The organism is Lyngbya sp. PCC 8106, from assembly GCF_000169095.1.
Taxonomy (GTDB): Bacteria; Cyanobacteriota; Cyanobacteriia; order Cyanobacteriales; family Microcoleaceae; genus Capilliphycus.
Window position 1 is genome coordinate 1 of sequence record NZ_AAVU01000001.1, and the last position, 18516, is coordinate 18516.

The 18516-nt window shown below is 41.1% G+C and carries 16 protein-coding genes; 10 read left to right on the plus strand and 6 right to left on the minus strand.

Features of this window, described 5'->3' with window-relative positions:
- The coding region (locus tag L8106_RS00005) for a calcium-binding protein (protein ID WP_009782080.1) at nucleotides 1-861 on the minus strand (861 nt) is incomplete at its 3' end.
- A 119-nt stretch (nucleotides 862-980) separates the two neighbouring features.
- On the opposite strand from L8106_RS00005, the gene L8106_RS00010 reads away from it, so the two are divergent.
- The 4 genes from L8106_RS00010 (at nucleotide 981) to L8106_RS00025 (ending at nucleotide 4949) form a co-directional block, all read left to right on the plus strand.
- Nucleotides 981-1613, plus strand: a complete 633-nt coding sequence (locus L8106_RS00010; protein ID WP_009782081.1) for an HAD-IB family phosphatase — start codon at nucleotides 981-983, stop codon at nucleotides 1611-1613.
- A 34-nt stretch (nucleotides 1614-1647) separates the two neighbouring features.
- Nucleotides 1648-2688 (plus strand): patatin-like phospholipase family protein, encoded by a 1041-nt coding sequence (locus L8106_RS00015; protein ID WP_009782082.1) that lies wholly within the window; start codon nucleotides 1648-1650, stop codon nucleotides 2686-2688.
- A gap of 84 nt (nucleotides 2689-2772) precedes the next feature.
- Nucleotides 2773-3615, plus strand: a complete 843-nt coding sequence (locus L8106_RS00020) for an RnfABCDGE type electron transport complex subunit D (protein WP_009782083.1) — start codon at nucleotides 2773-2775, stop codon at nucleotides 3613-3615.
- Nucleotides 3616-3635: 20 nt separating this feature from the next.
- Nucleotides 3636-4949, plus strand: coding sequence for a DUF2330 domain-containing protein (locus L8106_RS00025; RefSeq protein WP_009782084.1), 1314 nt, complete (start codon nucleotides 3636-3638; stop codon nucleotides 4947-4949).
- On the opposite strand, the gene L8106_RS29160 is transcribed toward L8106_RS00025, so the two are convergent.
- On the minus strand, nucleotides 4950-7028 hold the full coding sequence (locus tag L8106_RS29160) for a diguanylate cyclase (protein ID WP_198012873.1): 2079 nt from the start codon (nucleotides 7026-7028) through the stop codon (nucleotides 4950-4952).
- 239 nt (nucleotides 7029-7267) lie between these two features.
- On the opposite strand from L8106_RS29160, the gene L8106_RS00035 reads away from it, so the two are divergent.
- Entirely contained in the window at nucleotides 7268-9157 is a 1890-nt protein-coding gene (locus L8106_RS00035) for an alpha/beta hydrolase (protein WP_009782086.1), read from the plus strand.
- Here L8106_RS00035 and L8106_RS00040 read toward each other — a convergent pair whose 3' ends face one another.
- Nucleotides 9158-9601, minus strand: a complete 444-nt coding sequence (locus tag L8106_RS00040; protein ID WP_156803543.1) for a hypothetical protein — start codon at nucleotides 9599-9601, stop codon at nucleotides 9158-9160.
- 225 nt (nucleotides 9602-9826) lie between these two features.
- Nucleotides 9827-10507 (minus strand): 2-C-methyl-D-erythritol 4-phosphate cytidylyltransferase, encoded by a 681-nt coding sequence (gene ispD / locus L8106_RS00045; protein ID WP_009782088.1) that lies wholly within the window; start codon nucleotides 10505-10507, stop codon nucleotides 9827-9829.
- Between the two features lie 71 nt (nucleotides 10508-10578).
- On the opposite strand from ispD, the gene L8106_RS00050 reads away from it, so the two are divergent.
- Nucleotides 10579-11541 carry a glycosyltransferase family 9 protein gene (locus L8106_RS00050; protein ID WP_009782089.1) on the plus strand — a complete coding sequence of 321 codons (963 nt, stop codon included), beginning with the start codon at nucleotides 10579-10581 and terminating at the stop codon, nucleotides 11539-11541.
- Nucleotides 11542-11839: 298 nt separating this feature from the next.
- Here L8106_RS00050 and L8106_RS00055 read toward each other — a convergent pair whose 3' ends face one another.
- On the minus strand, nucleotides 11840-12832 hold the full coding sequence (locus L8106_RS00055) for a ribose-phosphate pyrophosphokinase (RefSeq protein WP_083798355.1): 993 nt from the start codon (nucleotides 12830-12832) through the stop codon (nucleotides 11840-11842).
- Between the two features lie 325 nt (nucleotides 12833-13157).
- Here L8106_RS00055 and L8106_RS00060 point away from each other — a divergent pair, with 325 nt between their 5' ends.
- The 4 genes from L8106_RS00060 to L8106_RS00075 all read left to right on the plus strand — a co-directional run bounded on the left by L8106_RS00060 (nucleotide 13158) and on the right by L8106_RS00075 (nucleotide 16335).
- On the plus strand, nucleotides 13158-13616 hold the full coding sequence (locus tag L8106_RS00060; protein ID WP_009782091.1) for a GatB/YqeY domain-containing protein: 459 nt from the start codon (nucleotides 13158-13160) through the stop codon (nucleotides 13614-13616).
- Between the two features lie 112 nt (nucleotides 13617-13728).
- Nucleotides 13729-14304, plus strand: a complete 576-nt coding sequence (locus L8106_RS00065) for a hypothetical protein (protein ID WP_009782092.1) — start codon at nucleotides 13729-13731, stop codon at nucleotides 14302-14304.
- Between the two features lie 51 nt (nucleotides 14305-14355).
- The gene (locus tag L8106_RS00070; protein ID WP_009782093.1) at nucleotides 14356-14985 is read left to right on the plus strand and encodes a DUF4433 domain-containing protein; all 630 of its coding nucleotides are present in this window, start codon (nucleotides 14356-14358) and stop codon (nucleotides 14983-14985) included.
- A gap of 285 nt (nucleotides 14986-15270) precedes the next feature.
- Nucleotides 15271-16335, plus strand: a complete 1065-nt coding sequence (locus L8106_RS00075; RefSeq protein ID WP_009782094.1) for a macro domain-containing protein — start codon at nucleotides 15271-15273, stop codon at nucleotides 16333-16335.
- A 416-nt stretch (nucleotides 16336-16751) separates the two neighbouring features.
- Here L8106_RS00075 and L8106_RS00080 read toward each other — a convergent pair whose 3' ends face one another.
- Nucleotides 16752-18098, minus strand: a complete 1347-nt coding sequence (locus tag L8106_RS00080; RefSeq protein ID WP_009782095.1) for a TldD/PmbA family protein — start codon at nucleotides 18096-18098, stop codon at nucleotides 16752-16754.
- Nucleotides 18099-18516 lie beyond the last annotated feature (418 nt).

Consider the following 18516-nt stretch of genomic DNA (forward strand, 5'->3'; position numbering starts at 1 on the left):
AAGATCATTTTCACTGACACCAACAACAAACCCAATAAACAAATCATTAGTATTACTATCGGTATCAATCCGAATTAAAGCACCACTTTGTCCGCCAACTGTAGTATCTTCTATTTCCAAATCTCCAAACCGTAGACCATCTATGAGGAGAATCTCATCATCATCGTCGGTAAAGTCAAGAATAAAATCAGTCTGGCTTGCAATCGAAGTTGCTCCACTCTCACCGATCACAAAAGAGTCTTCTCCCTCACCTCCAAATAAAGTATCACGGCCTAAATCACCCGAAAGATAGTCATCTCCATCAAAGCCAATCAGACTATCGTTATCTCGACCCCCGTAGAGACAGTCATCATCTATACCGCCGATGATCGTATCATTACTGAAATTACCAAAGAGCAACTTGACATCATCACGTTGTTGATCATCACCCGGTTCACCACCATAGATTGAATCCCCTCCCTGGCCTCCATAGATCGTATCATCCCCTTCTCCACCAATCAGAGTATCGAGGCCTTGATTTCCAAACAGGAGATCATTTCCGTCATCTCCTCGGAGAGAATCATCACTATCACCGTTATCATCAGGGCCACGTCCATAAATCGTATCGCGTCCTCCCGTACCATAGATACTATCGGGGCCAACATTACCGACAAGCAAATCTGCACCTGCTGTTCCTCGAAGTGTATCTCCATCGGGATCATCAATCCGTCGAGCGTCATCAAAGTCAATTTCGGGGCTTGGTGAGGATTCTCCGGGGCTTGGTGAGGGTTCTCCGGGCGTGGGTGCGGGTGTGGGTGTGGGTTCCGGTATGAGAACGCGGGGAATTTCTGAATTACTGGGGACTACACCAACTGATGTCATAATCGTAAAAAAGTTGTGTAAGGTTAAATTGCACGCTCAATCAACAGCAGATCTGATTGATATTCTATCAACTCACGAATCTATTGTTGCTGTCAGTATAGACGGTTGCTAAACCCCCGATGAATAAGATTATTTTCTGTGATTTTGATGGCACGATTACCGCCCAAGAAACTTTTGTTGCCATGCTCAAACAGTTTACCCCCCAAATCTCAGCGGAGATTATGCCAAAATTGTACAATCGAGAGTTAACCCTTCGTCAAGGGGTGCGACAGATGTTGGAGTCGATTCCTTCGGTACGATATCAAGAGGTGATTGAATTTTCTCGCCATCAGCAAATTCGCCCAGGATTGGTAGAATTGATTGATTTTCTTGATGCTCAAGCGGTTCCTCTGGTTGTAGTTTCCGGTGGCATTCGGGTGATGGTTGAAACGGTATTAGGAGACTTAGTGAATCGTGTCGCGGCAATTTATGCGGTTGATATCGGGACTCAGGGTGAGTATTGGCAAGTGCATTCTGAGTTTGAAGGCGATACTGAATTAGTCGCCAAAGTCAAGATTATGGATTTGTATGAAAGTGATGAAAAAGTCGCGATTGGAGATTCAGTCACCGACTTAAATATGGCTTTAAGTGTGCCGCTTGTTTTTGCTCGCGATCGCCTTGCCCAATACCTCAACGAACAGCAAAAGCCTTATATTGTTTGGAATAATTTTTTTGAAGTTCGTGATTATTTAGCTCGACACTGGAATCTTTAGTTTTGGTTTGTTATCTATAAATTCTGAATCTGTTATGGCTAAATTTACCCGAATATTATCTCTAGATGGTGGTGGAATGCGGGGATTAATTCCTGCTCAAGTCTTGATTTATGTCGAACATAAAATTCGAGAAAAGACGGGTAATTCCCAAGCTAAACTGGCTGAATACTTTGATTTAATCGCCGGAAGTAGTGCCGGAGGAATCTTAACCTGCTTATATTTATGCCCTGATCCCAACTCCCCCAATAAACCCTTACTTTCTGCCGAGGAAGTCTTACAGTTTTATTATCAAAAGTCTAATCAAATTTTTGCGAAATCTTTTTTACATAGTTTACTAAACTTTGGAGGTTTTTTAAATGAAAAGTATTCTCACTATAGTTTTGAAAAGCTCTTAAAAACTTTTTTTGGGGATTTAAGATTGAGTCAACTTTTAAAACCTAGCTTGATTACCGCTTATGAAATTGAACAACGTAAAACTCATTTTTTTACTCAACATGATGCCCGAGTTGATTCTCGATATGATTTTTTAGTTCGAGATGTGGTTCGGGCGACAACTGCGGCACCGACATTCTTTGAAGTTGCTCAAATTAGATCGTTAAAAAACGAAATTTATACCTGTGTTGATGGGGGTGTTTTTGCGAATAATCCGGCTCTTTGTGCCTATGCAGAAGCCCGTCACAAATTTAACCGTTATTTTAATTTAGATGAACGCTATGAAAGTGGCCCCACGGCTGAAGCAATGGTGATTCTTTCTCTAGGAACTGGAGATGTTAAACGAACTTATCCCTACAATAAAGCTAGAAATTGGGGTAAAATTGAATGGTTAATTCCTTTGTTTGATATCATTATGACCGGAGTTTCTGAGACTGTAGATTATCAGATGAAGCAAATTTATGATGCGATAGAAAAACATAGTCATTATTTGCGAATTAGTCCTATTTTGAAGGATGAAGATATCTTTCCTATTGATGATACTTCAGAAAAAAATCTTCGAGCGATTATTAAATTAGCTCAAGAACAAACCGAAAAATATCAAAATCGTCTGGATGATTTTATCGATTTATTGTTGATATAAACTTTGAACAGGGTGAATAATCAGGAACAATTAAAACCCCTGATCAAGTCATAAATCACTAGATAGCAGACCTGAAGAAAAACAATGTTTAAAGATGCTCGGAATGCTCAAATTTTGTTTCTTTCTCTCTTTTTAGGCTTAGGTGTAAATACCCGAGACTGGACAGTGAAACCTGAATTAATCATCACTGTGATTTGCACTTGTTTATTAACACAGGGAATCATCGTTGGGTTACAACAATTAAATTCTCAATCGCTTCAAGTTTGGGACTTTAATAAAGCAAGTTTATCCTCCTGGAAAAGTGCTTTAATTACGGCTTTGGGATTATGCTTATTACTTCGAGCCAATAGTGTCAATACAATGATATTAGCTGGAGTTTTTGCGATCGCCAGTAAGTTTATTTTACATCATCGAGGGAAACATTTTTTCAACCCGGCTAACTTTGGAATGATTGCAGCTTTAACCCTCACCTCTGATGCTTGGGTTTCTCCTGGACAGTGGGGAACCGAAACTTGGTATTTCCTATTCTTTTTAGGACTGGGTGGAATGATTTTAAAACAAGTCGGACGATGGGAAACGTCAGCTACCTTTTTAACCACCTACGCTGGACTTGAAGCCGTTCGTTCTGTTTATTTAGGATGGAGTTTGGATGTTTATACTCATCAGTTAATGAGTGGAAGTTTGCTTTTATTTGCCTTATTTATGTTAACCGATCCGCGTTCAATTCCCAACGCTTCTCAAAGCCGGATTGTTTGGGCAATTATGATTGCCAGCCTAACATTTATTTTACAGCATCTATTCTTTTTGTCAACGGCATTATTTTGGGCATTATTTATCCTCTCTCCCCTAACTCTTGTTTTCGATGAGATTTGGTCAGCCCCTCGGTTTATTTGGCTGAATAGTCGCTCAACTCGGTTTTCAGTTTAACCTATTTTCCTTTTTTGACGATGAAAAATATCCCTAAACTTTTAACTTTATTTCTGTTAATTTTAGCCATTTTTACTGTCTTTTCCCCCTCAGCTTGGGCATTTTGTGGATTTTATGTCGCCAAAGCCGATAGCCGCTTATACAACGAAGCTTCCCAAGTCATTCTGGCTAGAGATGGATATCGCACCGTTTTAACAATGGCAAATGACTACAAAGGAGAGGTCAAAGATTTTGCTTTAATCGTTCCGGTTCCTGTTGTTTTAACTGAAGAGCAAGTGCGAATTGGAGAACCCAAAATTATTGAACGAATTGATGCGTTTAGTGCGCCTCGACTGGTCGAATATTTTGATGAAAATCCTTGTACATATTATCCCAGAGGAACCCGAGGCGGTGGAGATGTATTCCTGCAATCAGCCCCGGAAGCTGAAGCCCAAAGTGATAAAACCTTGGGTATAACCATCGAATCTCGCTTTACAGTCGGAGAATATGATATTATTATTTTGAGTGCAAAAGAATCGGACGGATTAGAAACTTGGTTAATTCAAAATGGGTATCAAATCCCTCAAGGTGCGAGTCAACTTTTACAACCTTATATTCGACAAAATTTAAAGTTTTTTGTAGCTAAAGTCAATTTAACTGAATTTGATCGGGCGGGTTTTCAATCATTACGTCCGTTGATGATGGCTTATGAATCCCCTAGATTTATGTTACCCATTCGCTTAGGAATGATCAATGCCACCGGAGAACAAGATTTAATTGTTTATTTACTTTCTCCTCAAGGCCAAACCGAAATTACCAACTATCGCACCGTCAAAATTCCTTCTAATGTTGAGGTTCCTGAGTTTATTCAAAATAAGTTTGCTGACTTTTATCAAGCTATGTTTAAAACCACCTACGAACTAGAACAAAAAAGAGTTGCGTTTTTAGAATATGCTTGGAATATGCAAGGTTGTGATCCTTGTGCTGCTGACCCTTTAACCCCCGAAGAATTGAAACAAGCGGGTGTATTTTGGTTAAACCCCGGACAACCCACAAATGTATTTATTAGTCGGGTTCATGTGCGGTATACTCGGGAAACGTTCCCAGAAGATTTACAGTTTCAAACAACCGGAAATCAAGAACTTTTTCAAGGACGGTATGTGATTAATCATCCCTATACTGGGGAAATGACTTGTGATCTCACTGAAGCCTATCAAGAATCTGTTCAAGAACGACAAGAACAAGAAATCCAAAATTTAGCCCGGTTAACCAATTGGGATATTAACGAGATTCGTACTCAAGCCAATTTACCCCCTGTTAAAGAAGAACCCTGGTGGCGACGGTTATGGAATTAACTAATCTGCGACGACCACCTGATCTCGCCCTTGTTCTTTGGCTTTGTAAAGGGCTGCATCTGCGGCTTGAATCACAATTTCTCCCGTTAACCCTTGATCGGGGAAACAAGCCACTCCAATTGAGACTGTAATTTCATTCAACTTCTGGCTACCTCTTTTTAGTTGAAGTTTTTTGACACCTTCGCGAATTTGTTCGGCTCGATTTTGAGTCTCTTTTAAGTTGACTTCTGGAAGAATCAAAATTAATTCTTCTCCCCCGTAGCGACAAGCAATATCGCTCCCTCGAACTTGACTTTGCAAAAAATGACCTATCGCCTTTAAAACACTATCTCCCGTATCGTGACCATAGGTATCATTAAATTGCTTAAAATGATCAATATCAATCATTAAAATCCCAATTGGATAAGTATTACGAGTGACTCGATTGATTTCCCGTGTGAGAGATTCTTCCATATAGCGACGGTTAAAGAGTGTGGTGAGGGGATCACGAATACTTTGATATCTCAGACTTTCTCGGAGTTGTAAATTTGCTAATGCTAACCCAATTGAACGGGCAAACATTATCCCGAGTTGTTGTTGATTTTCATTGAGCTTGTCAACTTCTAAAAAGCTTAAATAGAGTATTCCTAGTGCTTCTCCTTGAGCGATCATCGGAATACACAAATGAGAAATTGAGGGAGAATTTTCTATGTGTTGACAGGGTAAACAAATGTCTGTTTCATCTGATAAATAGGGTTGACCTTGACGTAAACTAAAACATTCATGGGGTGCAAATACGATTTTACTGGTTTGAGTTTCTCCCCAATTGGCAATCGCTTCTACCCAGGTGTGAGAATCATTAATCCAATAAATCCCACCAGAACTTGTAGGAAAGAGTAATGGAACTGTTTTAGAAACCACTTGTGTTGCTTCTTCTGTGCTTAAAGAAGCCTGTAATAAATCATTCATTCGGTTGAGTAAGGCTCTTTCTTTATTGCGTTGTTCGAGTGTATTCACCCAAGCAATTCGTTCTTGTGATTGCTGCTCTAAATTATCATAAGTTTGTTGTAATGCTTGTTCTGTTCGATGACGTTCTTCAACTTCTTTTTGCAGATCTTGGTTGGCGATTTCAAAGTTTTTTGCCCGACGATTTAAAATTTGCGCCTGACGAATCACCAAACCCATTAAAAGGGCGATTAACCCTCCACTTCCGAGTACAAGGATAGGTAAATGAGTTTGTTCTAAAGCAAGGAGTTCTTCGGTGGGATAAACTCGCACTCGCCAATTGATGCTATCGAGGTTCACTTCTTCTTCTTTCACCAATTCTGTTAGACTGCGTTTTTGCGGATTGAAATATTCATAAATCTTGTGTTCGCCATCCCAGATTTCTATTTCATATCCCTGTAATAGATCTTCGCTCACTAATTTTTCAATTAATGTATCAGAAGGAGAAACAGTCATTATAAACCCATCAAATCTACGATATATATCATCTTCTCTACTTGTTTTGACTTGTGATGACGAAGTGTTTTCTAGTCTCACAAAAATGGGAATTGCGATCACAATATCTGCATCTTTTGAGGCATTTAAACGAGGAATTTGTTGAATAACAAGATGACCTTGTGTATAAGCTGCTTTTAAAATATCTTTGTAGGGTTGCTTGAGTGAGGCGTTGCTATCATAGATTGATTCTAGACTTATATCCGGTTCAATCCAACGCAATTGATAGTCGGAGTCAACCCAACTAATTGCCTGATAAGCCCCAAGATGCAAAACGAAAAGAGCAGCATCTCTCTCCCACTCTCGCTGAATGGGACGTCCTGAGTTTTCCCAGCGTCCCGCCATGCGAACTAAAGCTAAAATACGTTCCTCTAACTGATTGCTGATTTGGTTGGCAACGCTGGTTGCTTGTAAGCGGGTTTTGCGTTCAATTTGTTGATTTTGTTGCAGGGCTAGGGCTTGCCAAAGCAGCACAGAAAAACTAAAAATACTAATTGCAGTCAGTGCGGGTAAAAGTCGTAAGAATTGGCGTGCAATCAGTTCTACTTTCATCTTTGGAGTCGAGAGAGTGAATTTTTTGATTGCGGAATAAAGCCACATTCGTTGTTTTGAGTTGAAGATCATCGCGATGGCAATAGTAATAACTTAAGTATAAATTTTAACTGAATATAACTTTCGAGTTGGCGACATTAATTTTAACAAATATTTATAACTCTCAATCGTTTTGTATAAGTATTTGTTGTGATCAATTTGATCGAGAGACTTCTCTCTAGTGTTTCGCCTCACAACCTGTTATAAATAGAGTGAATCTCTAAGTATAATCCAAGATTAAAACAACTATGGAAATTCAGCCCACCTATGACAGTTTGCCCTTTTATTGGCAGAAAGAAACCCTAAAAAGCGATCGCCGTTGGTTAGAGTCAATTGTTCGCAATGCAGCACCCTTTTCTGACTGGTGGACAAAAGCTCGTATTGTACAGCTTGCTTACACTCAACCCACAGGTGTAAAAACCCAAGCCGTTTATGGTTTACCCACCTATGGATCTTATCAGCAAGAACAGGCGATCGCAGAGGCTTTGCGTTCAACTTGTGATCCGAATGAGTATCCTGAATTTGCCAAACAAGTCGATGAAGATTATGTGATTCGGACTCTCAATAGTTGGTACAATAAACAGTTTACACAAGCAGTTAGTCGCAACTTTGAAGTTTATGCCAATCGACAATATTCTAACATATTTTTGGTCGTAAGTACAGCCCCAACTTCATTAAATGTAGCTCGAAAGTTACCACCAATGGATCAATTTCGTCCGTTGTTTAATATTGCTGAGTTGGGAATTATCCTGCGATCGCAAAACTTCAAACGCTTGACTCTGAGAACTCATGGTTACTCGACTCCCGCAGAACAATTCTATGACTCTTTTGAGAGTGAAGCCGAATCATTATGTTTAAAAGGGCCGATTAATTATATTGGAACATTAGAAGATAAAAGTGCTTATATTGGCTATAATTGGCCGGGAGAACAGCCTTTTGTCGCCCCCGGACTTTGGACGGATGCACGATACAATTGGGGGATTTTCTTTAAGTTTTTATTAACCATTGCAGTATTAGCGGGGTTAGCTGGAACGGTACTTTATATTCTCAGTGCTTTAGCCATAGTTCCTTTCTTACAAAGTTTCGGACTAGACCCTATTTTAGATCCGCTTTGGGCTTGGTTTAATTTCTCTAAAATTAGTTCATTAATTAAACAATGGCAAGCGGTAACTTTTGTTGTCTTTGTTTTGTGGTTACTATTGATGCAAATTTTGCGATTAGTTGTCTATCAACGCGATCGCTATCGAGCCATTCATTACGGCGCACCCGACTTAGCCGAGTTCTTTTGGCGTTTAGATAAAGTATTAGGAGAAAATCCTTATATTAGTATGCCATTTGACCCAAATACTGAAGCTAAAATTCCCGCTTTTACCTCTTTAAATGTCAATTTAATTGGGCATAGTATGGGAGCTTTAGTTCTCGTAAATGTTTTAAGAATATTATCCGATAAGTTTGGTAAAGACGAACGAATTGACGAAGAAAAAAGTCAGATGGGAGATTATCTAATTGTGAATAAACTGATTTTATCCTCTCCCGACATTCCTCTAGAATTCCTCCGAGAAGGACGCAATAACTATGTCCGTTCTGCCATTCAACGCTGTCAAGATATCTACTTATTCTCCAGTGATCGAGATATCGTTCTCCGATACCTTTCCTTATTAGCCAATTGGTTTACAGAACCTAGTTTAGAAATGTCAGGATTACGATTAGGAAACGTCTACCTTAAACCCGTTAAAACCTTTCAAAATCAGACAGAATATCGTCCTTACATTCGAGTGATGATTACATCGCAATCTGCCGTCGAACCCACTTCTGCCTATGACTTATTTGAAAAGTTTAATTATCTCGACTGTTCTTTAATGAAAGGAGTTAATCGTGTAGATTTTAAGTTAAATATGTGGAATGGTTTGATGATTGATGTGATCAATATTATTTTCTTGTTTTCGGGAAAAGTCGATGTCCATGGCGGTTATCATCGGGTTGAAACCCCAAGTTTTGATATCTTGAAATGCTTAATTACCCGAGAGGACTTTTCTCACACCGAAACAATAGGTGAAATTAATCGCTTAATAGCAGATACACCCATTCGTTTCTGGCCTTGTCAGCCGTTTATAAATCGGGAAACCCGCTCAAACTGATTAGGGTTTCAAAATCCAGTTGTGACCAATATTTTCACCCTCGGAATTAATCTGTACCCATCGATTTTCATAGACAGTCAATACCGGTAAATTAGCTGAATCACCAAACCTCCACCCTTCCACTTTGCTTGGTTCGCCTAAGTTTGAATAGGAAATCGCCCAAGTTTTGAACTGAGTAGAACACCAAAAAAGTTGGAAATCTTCTTTGTCTGATAAAGACCAGGTTAACCCGGAAATCTGAGCTTGAAAACGGAGAACTTTAAACCAATTTTCTGGGAATTCGATTTTAACTGAAGCCTGACCAAGCGGATTGATAAAATCTCCTTCAAAGGGAGTTGCAGCAGATTGAAAAGTTCCTTGTCCGACTGGGGTTTGGTTTGAGTCAAAAAATACAATTTCAGAGAAAAGACTCCTTGAGTTTGTATTCCATCGCATAATCGGCAAAATTCTGGCTCCTAATTGATTGGGAAAATGGGGTTTTGATTGGGGAAATCATTGTAATCTTGACATCAGTTAAACCTGTTATAAAGTTGACGTGATTTTCAGGGGAGTTGATTGGATGCCCTAATCTTTTCATACAACTCAAGTCTCAACATTTCCTCAATTTACTCAAAATAAACTCACAACCCCAAGAAATATTCAGGGGTGCAAAGTCAGCACCCTCACTGTTTATTTTCTTTCTCTTAAAATAAACTCAGCCACTCGCAAATCTACCGGAGTTGTGACTTTCAGATTAGTTTCCTCCCCTTCGACAATATGAACAGGTAAACCACATTTTTCAAACAACGCCGCATCATCCGTCACCGCCCAACCTTGAGACTGTCCAGTATCGTGACATTGTTTAAGCAATTTTACCTCAAAGCCTTGGGGAGTTTGGGCAGCCCATAATTGTTGTCGATCAGGGGTATCTTGAACTAACCTATTGCGATCAACAATTTTAATCGTATCTTTGACAGGAATTGCAGCAATTAAACCCGGACAAGTTTGCAACACTTCCGCACAGCGATCAAATAATCCAGGCGTCACCAAACAGCGGGCGCCATCGTGAATTAAGACTCGTTCCGCCTCGGGGGGCAAAGCCTGTAAGCCGTTGTAAACGGACTCCTGACGGGTGGAACCGCCTTGAATGAACTCAATGGGGGTTTTGAGGTTTAGTTGGGCGAGAATGGCTTTAAAATCGGGGAAATCAATGGGTTGACCGATAACTCCTATCCATTGGATGGCAGTAGAAGCTTCTGCGGCTTTAAGTGTCCAGGCGAATAACGGTTGTTCGAGTAGAGTCAGAAGCAGTTTATTACGGGAAGATCCCATGCGTCGCCCCATACCTGCGGCGGGAATTAATAAGTGCATTTTGAGATTTTGAGTGTGTAAGGTGGTATTCCTTTAAAATTAAGCTGTTCAGTAGATTAACTCGTATACAGATGAGAATACTAGCCCTTGTCCCTGGCGGGATTGGTGATCAAGTTTTGTTCTTTCCGACCTTAGACGATCTCAAACAAGCTTACCCCCAAGCCCGGATTTCTGTGGTGGTTGAACCCAGGGCGAAAGGAGCTTATCGGGTGTGCAAATCAGTTTCTGAAGTTTTGGCCTATGATTTTAAAGACCGCAATAGCCTCGCGGACTGGGGAAATTTTTTGGGCATTGTCCGAGAACGAGAGTTTGATCTGGTATTATCGCTAGGAAAGCGATGGACGGTAGGGCTGCTGTTGTGGCTAACTGGAATTCCCCAACGAGTCGGTTATGCTGGAAGTGCAGGCGGGATGTTTCTCACCCAATCTGTTCCCCTAAAAACCGAACAATATGCCGCCGAAATGTATCACGATTTGCTGCAAGGATTGGATTTAAGCCTACCGTTTTCGGGTTTGGCGATCAATGTTCCAAAATCCGATATTAGTTGGGCTGAGACTCAACAGCAACAGCTAGGGATTAAAGACAGTGGTTATATCCTGATTCACGGAGGATCGAGTTTGCTGGCTCAACAACTTGGGATTGACAAGATTTATCCGGTTGAGAAATGGCAGAAAGTGATTCAAGATATGCAGCAACAACAACCCAATATCCCGGTGGTTGTGGTGAAAGGGCCAGAAGATGCCGATTGGGTCAATCAACTCACCCAGTCTTGTCGGGATGTGAAGGTGACAACACCCGGAGATATTGGTAAACTGGCGGCTATGATTGCGGCGGCAAATTTGATGGTTTGTACCGACAGTGCGCCGATGCACTTAGCTGTTGCAGTGGGAACTTATACCATTGCCTTATTTGGGCCGACTGATCCTGAGAAGTTATTGCCCAAAACTGATCGGGTGATTGGGGTAAAATCTCCCACGGGTAAAATTGCTGATCTCTCACCCGAAGATATTCTCAAAAAAGTTTGGGGAGGTTAAGGTTTTCGGTCTGCGATGATCCAAACCCGTTAGGGAGAGAGCAAAGCTGTTTCATTCTCAGTTAAAAATTGCCGAGGTTGATGGGGTGATAGGGTGATAGGGTGGTGGGGAGAAGATTTTTTGGAGATGAAAAATAGCTTTTTGTTAATAAAAATCCTCCCTATCTCCCTACTTCCCCACCTCCCCACCTCCCCACAAATCAAGTTTTAGGGTTAGAACGCGCATTGCCCTGGGAGAGAGAGGGAATAGGAAAGTCTCATTTGTAAAAGAGCTTTCCTCCTCCCGACTCTCTGTTAATCTAACGGAACATACTGCTGACCGAAGTATCTTCGTGAATACGCCAAATTGTTTCTCCGAGCAAGTTGGCTACAGATAGCACCGTCAACTGCTTAAATTGCTTTTCTGGCGGAACAGGTATGGTATTGGTAACAATGACTTCTTCCAATAGTCCTTCTGATAACCGTTTGGTTGCAGGGGGAGAAAACACCGCATGAGTCGCACAAGCATAAACTTGTCTTGCTCCTTTTTCCCGTAGGAGTCTAGCCCCTTCGCTAATCGTACCTGCCGTATCAATCATATCATCGACCAACACGGCTGTCTTCCCTTCAACATCACCAATCACATTTAAAACTTCGGCGACATTGTGAGACTGACGACGTTTATCAATAATTGCTAAAGGCGCATCATCCAACTTTTTCGCAAAGGCTCTGGCTCTGGCTACCCCACCGACATCCGGAGACACAACAACGAGATCGGGTAGGTTCTTACTCGCCAGATAATCGAGCAATACCGGAGAACCATAAACATGGTCAAAAGGAATATCAAAGTAGCCTTGAATTTGGGCTGAATGTAAATCCATTGCCAAAATTCGGCTTGCACCCGCTTGAGTAATCAGGTTTGCCACTAATTTAGCAGTGATTGATTCTCGACCTGCCGTTTTCCGATCAGCTCTAGCATATCCATAATAGGGGATAACTGCCGTTACTTGTCGAGCCGATGCTCGCCGACAAGCATCAATCATAATCAATAATTCCATTAAATGATCATTGACCGGATGGCAGGAGGGTTGGATCAGGTAAACATCACAGCCGCGAATAGATTCTTGAATCTGCACATACAATTCACCATCAGCAAATTGTTTGCGAATCATCGGGCCTAAGTCAAGTCCCAGATAACGACTGACTTCGGTAGCAAGGGTAATATTTGCCGATCCCGCAAACAACCGCAGTCGATTATGATCGGGAACTAGGGGTTCAGAATGAGGAACAGGTAAAGTAGCAGAACGGATCACGGTATGGCCTCGCAGTTCATTCATGGAAATCTTACCACTGTTATGGGGGAGCAATTCAGGATTGATTGGACGTAGACACCTCACAAGACAGCCCGGATGGGTAATGTTCGTCTACTAAGTTAACAATCACAACTCAGTTCGCTAATCTATCAAAAGACATCTCTCTTTTATTGTTAAAAATTCTGTGCCAAATTAAAATAGGGGAAATACGGATCTTGATCGAAAAGTGGATACATCTACTAGATTCAAACCGATTTCAGAAACCCTAATTCCTCACTCCCTAGACCCTGATTTTTCAGGATATTTTTGTTCAAGGATCAACCCTATGAGTTTAAAGGATCAAATCAGCGAAGAAATTAAAGCGGCGATGAAAGCCAAGGATAAAGTCCGCCTCGAAGCGGTTCGCAGCATTAAGAAGGTTTTGATTGAGAAAGAAAGTGAGGTAAAAGGCAAGGGTCAAGAGACTCTGACACCGGAACAGGAACTTGAGGTGTTAATGCAGCAAGCCAAACAACGACGAGATTCGATAGAACAATATGACAAGGCGGGACGGGAAGATTTAGCAGAAACAGAAAAGGCAGAATTAGTCATCATTGAAGAATTCCTCCCTCAGCAACTTTCAGATGCGGAGGTTGCCACTATTATTGATGAAGTGATCGCTGAAGTCAATGCCAGTTCCCCGAAAGATATGGGCAAAGTCATGGGGCCTGTGATGCAACGTTTGAAAGGTCAAGCCGATGGCAAAAAAGTTCAAGAATTGGTCAAAGTGAAGTTAAGTCAATAGAGATATATTCTGAGTTCAAAATCTCACTCACTTCTCCGTATTTTCTCGGAGGCGAAAAAATGTCGGTTTAATTTTCCTGATCTGCCTCCTGCCTTTTTGAACCGAAAACACAATGTACAAAGTCTTGTTGGTTGACGGTATGGGAACTTTAACCACCACCCTTTCCGGTCAACCCTTTTCTCAACATCCTCAAGATTTACAACCCCTTCCCGGTGTCTCTGAGGCGATCGCCTATTTCTATCGCAGTGGATGGATCATTATCGCCCTTGTTAATGATGATCAGATTAATCATCCCTCAACTCCTCAGTCTGTAGACAGCGCTAAACAGGAAAAAGTCTCTATTCTGCGTCTATTTCCCGCAATTAGCAAGATTTATTTTAGTGATTGGACAGGGGACTTTTGTTGGTCTGTGGAATTCAATTTTGCCGTTGAAAATAAGGTTCAAATCATTCAAACTGAATATCAACGTTCCGATTTTCTCAATCTCAGTCGCCGAGATCAAACTCAATTTGATTCTTTCCGTAAACCCGGAGCAGGAATGTTGCGGTTAGCTTTACTGGAACTCCCTGATGATCTTGAGGAGGTGTGGATGATTAGTCATTATGCTGTAGATCGAGAAGCGGCGATCTCAGCCAAAGTTAATTTTTGTCCGACAACAACTTGGTTAAAGCGATACAAAGAATTTTAATTGTTTCTTGAGTTCTCCTCTGCTTGAGGATTTTTTATCTATCCATCAGCAATGTCTACACCGATTTACCACATCACTCATATTGATAATCTTGTTTCTATTATCAGTTCTGGAGGATTAATTGCTTGCAGTCAACTCAGACAACAACAAGTTCGTTATACAGATATTGCCCATCAAAATATTCAAGATAGAAGGGCAAATAAACCTGTTCCTTGTAGTGTTGGGGGCTTACTCCATGATTATGTTCCTTTTTACTTCGGACCTCGTTCACCCATGCTTTACGCCATATATAGAAGAAATGTACAGGGGTATCAAGGAAGTCAAAGCTCAATCATTCATTTAGTGACCGAAATAGAAACAATAGCAAACTCAGACTTAGATTTTGCTTTTACTGATGGTCATGCAATTATGGATTACTCTGATTTTTATGACGATCTCTGGCAACTAGGTGAAGTAATTGACTGGGGACTAATGGAAGAAAGATATTGGAGTGATACAGAAGAAGATCGAAATCGCAAATGGCGGCGACAAGCTGAATTTTTGGTGCATCGTTTTTATCCTTGGAGATTCATTACAGCAATTGGTGTTATCAATGACAGCATCAAAACAAAAGTTCAAAGTATATTACAAAAAAAACAACATCAGCCTTTAGTAAGAGTCTGTTCTAATTGGTACTATTAGTAAGGCTTTGAATATTTTTAAATATACTCAATCTAAGTTTATGAATATAGTTAAAGATAAATCAAATCTTTGAATTTTTAAACAAATTAAATTACTTAAACCTTAAGGTGTACTGAACGAGTTGACAGCATCATATAAGTAAAAGCCACTAAATATGGAGATATAATATAAAGTTTAACGCTATAGGTAGCGTACTTGCGAAAAAAATTATTTATTGATAAAGTAGTAAATAAAAGTTACATAAATTTTAGAAAAAGCATTATAGAAACAAGCTAATAAAGAGAAATGATTGAATTCAAGGAAGGCAACCTGATCAAAGAGAATATCGAAGCCTTGGTCAATACAGTAAATTGTGTTGGCGTGATGGGGAAAGGTATTGCTTTGCAATTCAAACAGGCATTTCCCGAAAACTTTAAGCAATACAAAAAAGGCTGTGAGGCTAAAGAAATTCAACCCGGAAAAATGTTTACCACCTCTACAGGCAAGCTGTTTCCCCGGTATATTATTAACTTTCCAACCAAACGTCACTGGAAAGGAAAATCAAAAATAGAAGATATTGCATCTGGATTAAAAGCTTTAGTTGAAGAAGTTCAACAACTTAAAATTAAATCAATCGCTATTCCTCCTCTCGGATGCGGTAACGGTGGCTTAGATTGGGTGCAGGTAAAACCCATGATAGTTAATGCTTTTGCTGAATTTACAGACGTTAAAATAGTTATATTTGAACCCGGAAGCGCACCTGTAGCCGATAAAATTCAAGTCGCTACAAAAAAAACAAAAATGACTCTTGCTCGCGCCTTATTTATTCGTTTGCTAGAACTGTATGCAATTCCAGGTTATCAATTAACAAAACTGGAAATTCAGAAACTTGCTTATTTTCTTCAAGAAGCTCAAGAACCCTTAAAACTGAATTATGAGAAACATCTCTATGGTCCTTATGCAGATAATCTGAATCATGTTCTACAAGCTTTAGATGGTCATTTTATTCGTGGATATGGAGATCGAAGTCAGCGTTCACAAATGTATGTTTTGCCGGAAGGAAGCAAAGCAGCGCATAGTTATTTAGAAAAGCATCCCGAAGCGAATAATCGTTTAGCGAAAGTTAGTAATTTAATTACTGGTTTTGAAACACCTTACGGAATGGAAATGCTAGCCACAATTCACTGGGTAGTTACCAGAGAAGATCCGCAAGCAGCAGAAGATTGTGAAAGAGCGATCGCATTAGTGCAACAATGGAATGAAAGAAAACGCAAACTATTTAAACCTAGTCACCTACGCAAAGCATGGGAACGACTTCAGCAGCAAAATTGGTTTCTTGATGTCTCTACAAACAACAAACAACAACAGTAGACATTAAGATACTTAGAGTTGAACAAGTTATTTTAGCGGTATTCTTCAACCCCTTTGCCAAAATATAAGTTTAAATAATTTATAACCAGACGAATGTTCCGAACTTTCTATCAATTACCGATTTTTACAAAACTTAACTCAAGAATTATTCTCAATAAGCAACGGGCTTGCGTTCTTTCAGCCCTTCTGGTATGATACTCTCAAAAGAAAATAGAGGAATGGTCTGACCTATAAGGTATTTTCCCAAATTATAACGCCTCAAACCCCTAATTCTTCGTCACTTCCCCTCAAAATTTAGTCAAAACTTTATCCCTTTCCCAAGCTGCGACGCACGAGTTTTGATGACCTCTTTTTAATCAGACTTGACAGAAAAACCAAAATGTGCATTAACTCTCCGAGAGAACGAAAGACACTTTCTAGATGCTATCGGTAATGCTACTAAAATTAAACGCCTTTACCCGTACCCCTGGTACCACACTCCCGCCATAACGGTGAACCTGACTCAACCCATCAACAGAAGCCAACATTTCCGGCAAGTTTTGATTAAACCGCAAATTCTTAATCGGATAGGCAATTTTCCCGTCTTCAATCCAGAACGTTCCATCCCGCGTCATCCCCGTCACCTCTAACGTGCGAGGATTCACATAACGCACATACCAGGCGCGACTGACCAAAATCCCCCGTTCGGTTTGAGCAATCAAATCCGCCAAACTCTGATTGTCGCCTGCCATCACCACCGGATACATCGCCCCAGTCGGTTGAACTCCTTTCTGTGCCGCCCAATAGCGACTGTAAGACAAAGTTTGCAGCACCCCATCTTTAATAATTTCGAGATCATCCTTTTTCAGCCCATCAGCAAAAAACGTCGAACCTCCAATCAAAGGATGGGAGGGATTTCGCTGCACATTCACCATCGGGCTAAATAGCGCTTCGGCCAACCGATTTCCCGCCGGCTTTCCGCTTTCATCCATCCGCGACATAAACGATCGCCCTTCGTCGGCTGCCCGAGCATCCAAATTAAACATTACCCACATCAACAACTCAGCAAACGCAGCCCCATCAAAGATAACGGGGTAAACTCCCGGTTGCACTTCTTGGGGATGACGAGCAGAATAAGCCCGATTAATAATCGTTTCCGTTAACGAGGTCAGGGGTAAATCTTCGATACTAATCGCACTGCGCCGACTCCAAGCCGAACCGTTGTCTATTTTAGCCGTAAACCCAAAATCAGCACTCGTCAGACGATTACACGCTCTCAACCCCCGAGAATTTCCAATGGCAAAGACTTCCGCTTCACTGCTGAGAGTACCCGAACCCTCTACTTTCGCCTCTGTACTCATCTGACAAACCGTTTGGACTCGTTCTCCGCGTTGCAGGGGGGAAAAACAAGCAGTGGCGTGATCAAAAGCTGGAGTCCGATTTTCGTAGGTTTGGGGTTCTAACACCGCTACCCATTCGGGATCTTCTGGGGCAATTGTGGCTAACTCCTCAGATCGTTTAATTGCGGCTTTGATGGCATCGGGGTCAAGTTCAGTCGTGGAGGCTGTGGCGCTGCGTTTACCAAAATAACTGGTAATCGAGAGACTAAATCGGGTACTACTAACGTTTTGAGTAATCTGATTTTCCGAATACCGAGTTAGGGCTTCTTCACTGTTGCTGATACTGACAAAGACTTCCTCAGCTTCCGATTGTTGGATAACCGTTTCAATCAGAGACAAGGCTTCGTCTTCAGACAGGAGATTGGGAGCGCTAGCAACAGTCATAAGTAAAAGGAAGTGAAAGAAACCGAATGGTGATCGCGGATAATGCGACTGCTATGGATGGAGATTGTTTCCCCGATAATAGTAAATATATAACAAGCAAGAGCCAGAAAGCAACCGTTTTGTCGGGGCAGGTTCAGCCTAGATTGATATCTGTTATCGATCACTTGATCAACCCCTTTAAACGGGCAGGGCTGTTTCATTCTAAGTTAAAAATTGCCGGGGTTGATGGGGTGAAAGGGTGATGGTGAGTCCACCCCCGTGCGCGGGTTCCCCGCGTTGAGGGGAGTGGCGAACCCGAAGGGGGTGATGGGGAGAGGAGTTTTTTCCGAGGAAAAATAGCTTTTTATTAATAAAAATCCTCCCTACCTCCCTACCTCCCTACCTCCCCACCTCCCCACAAATCAAGTTTTCGGGCTAG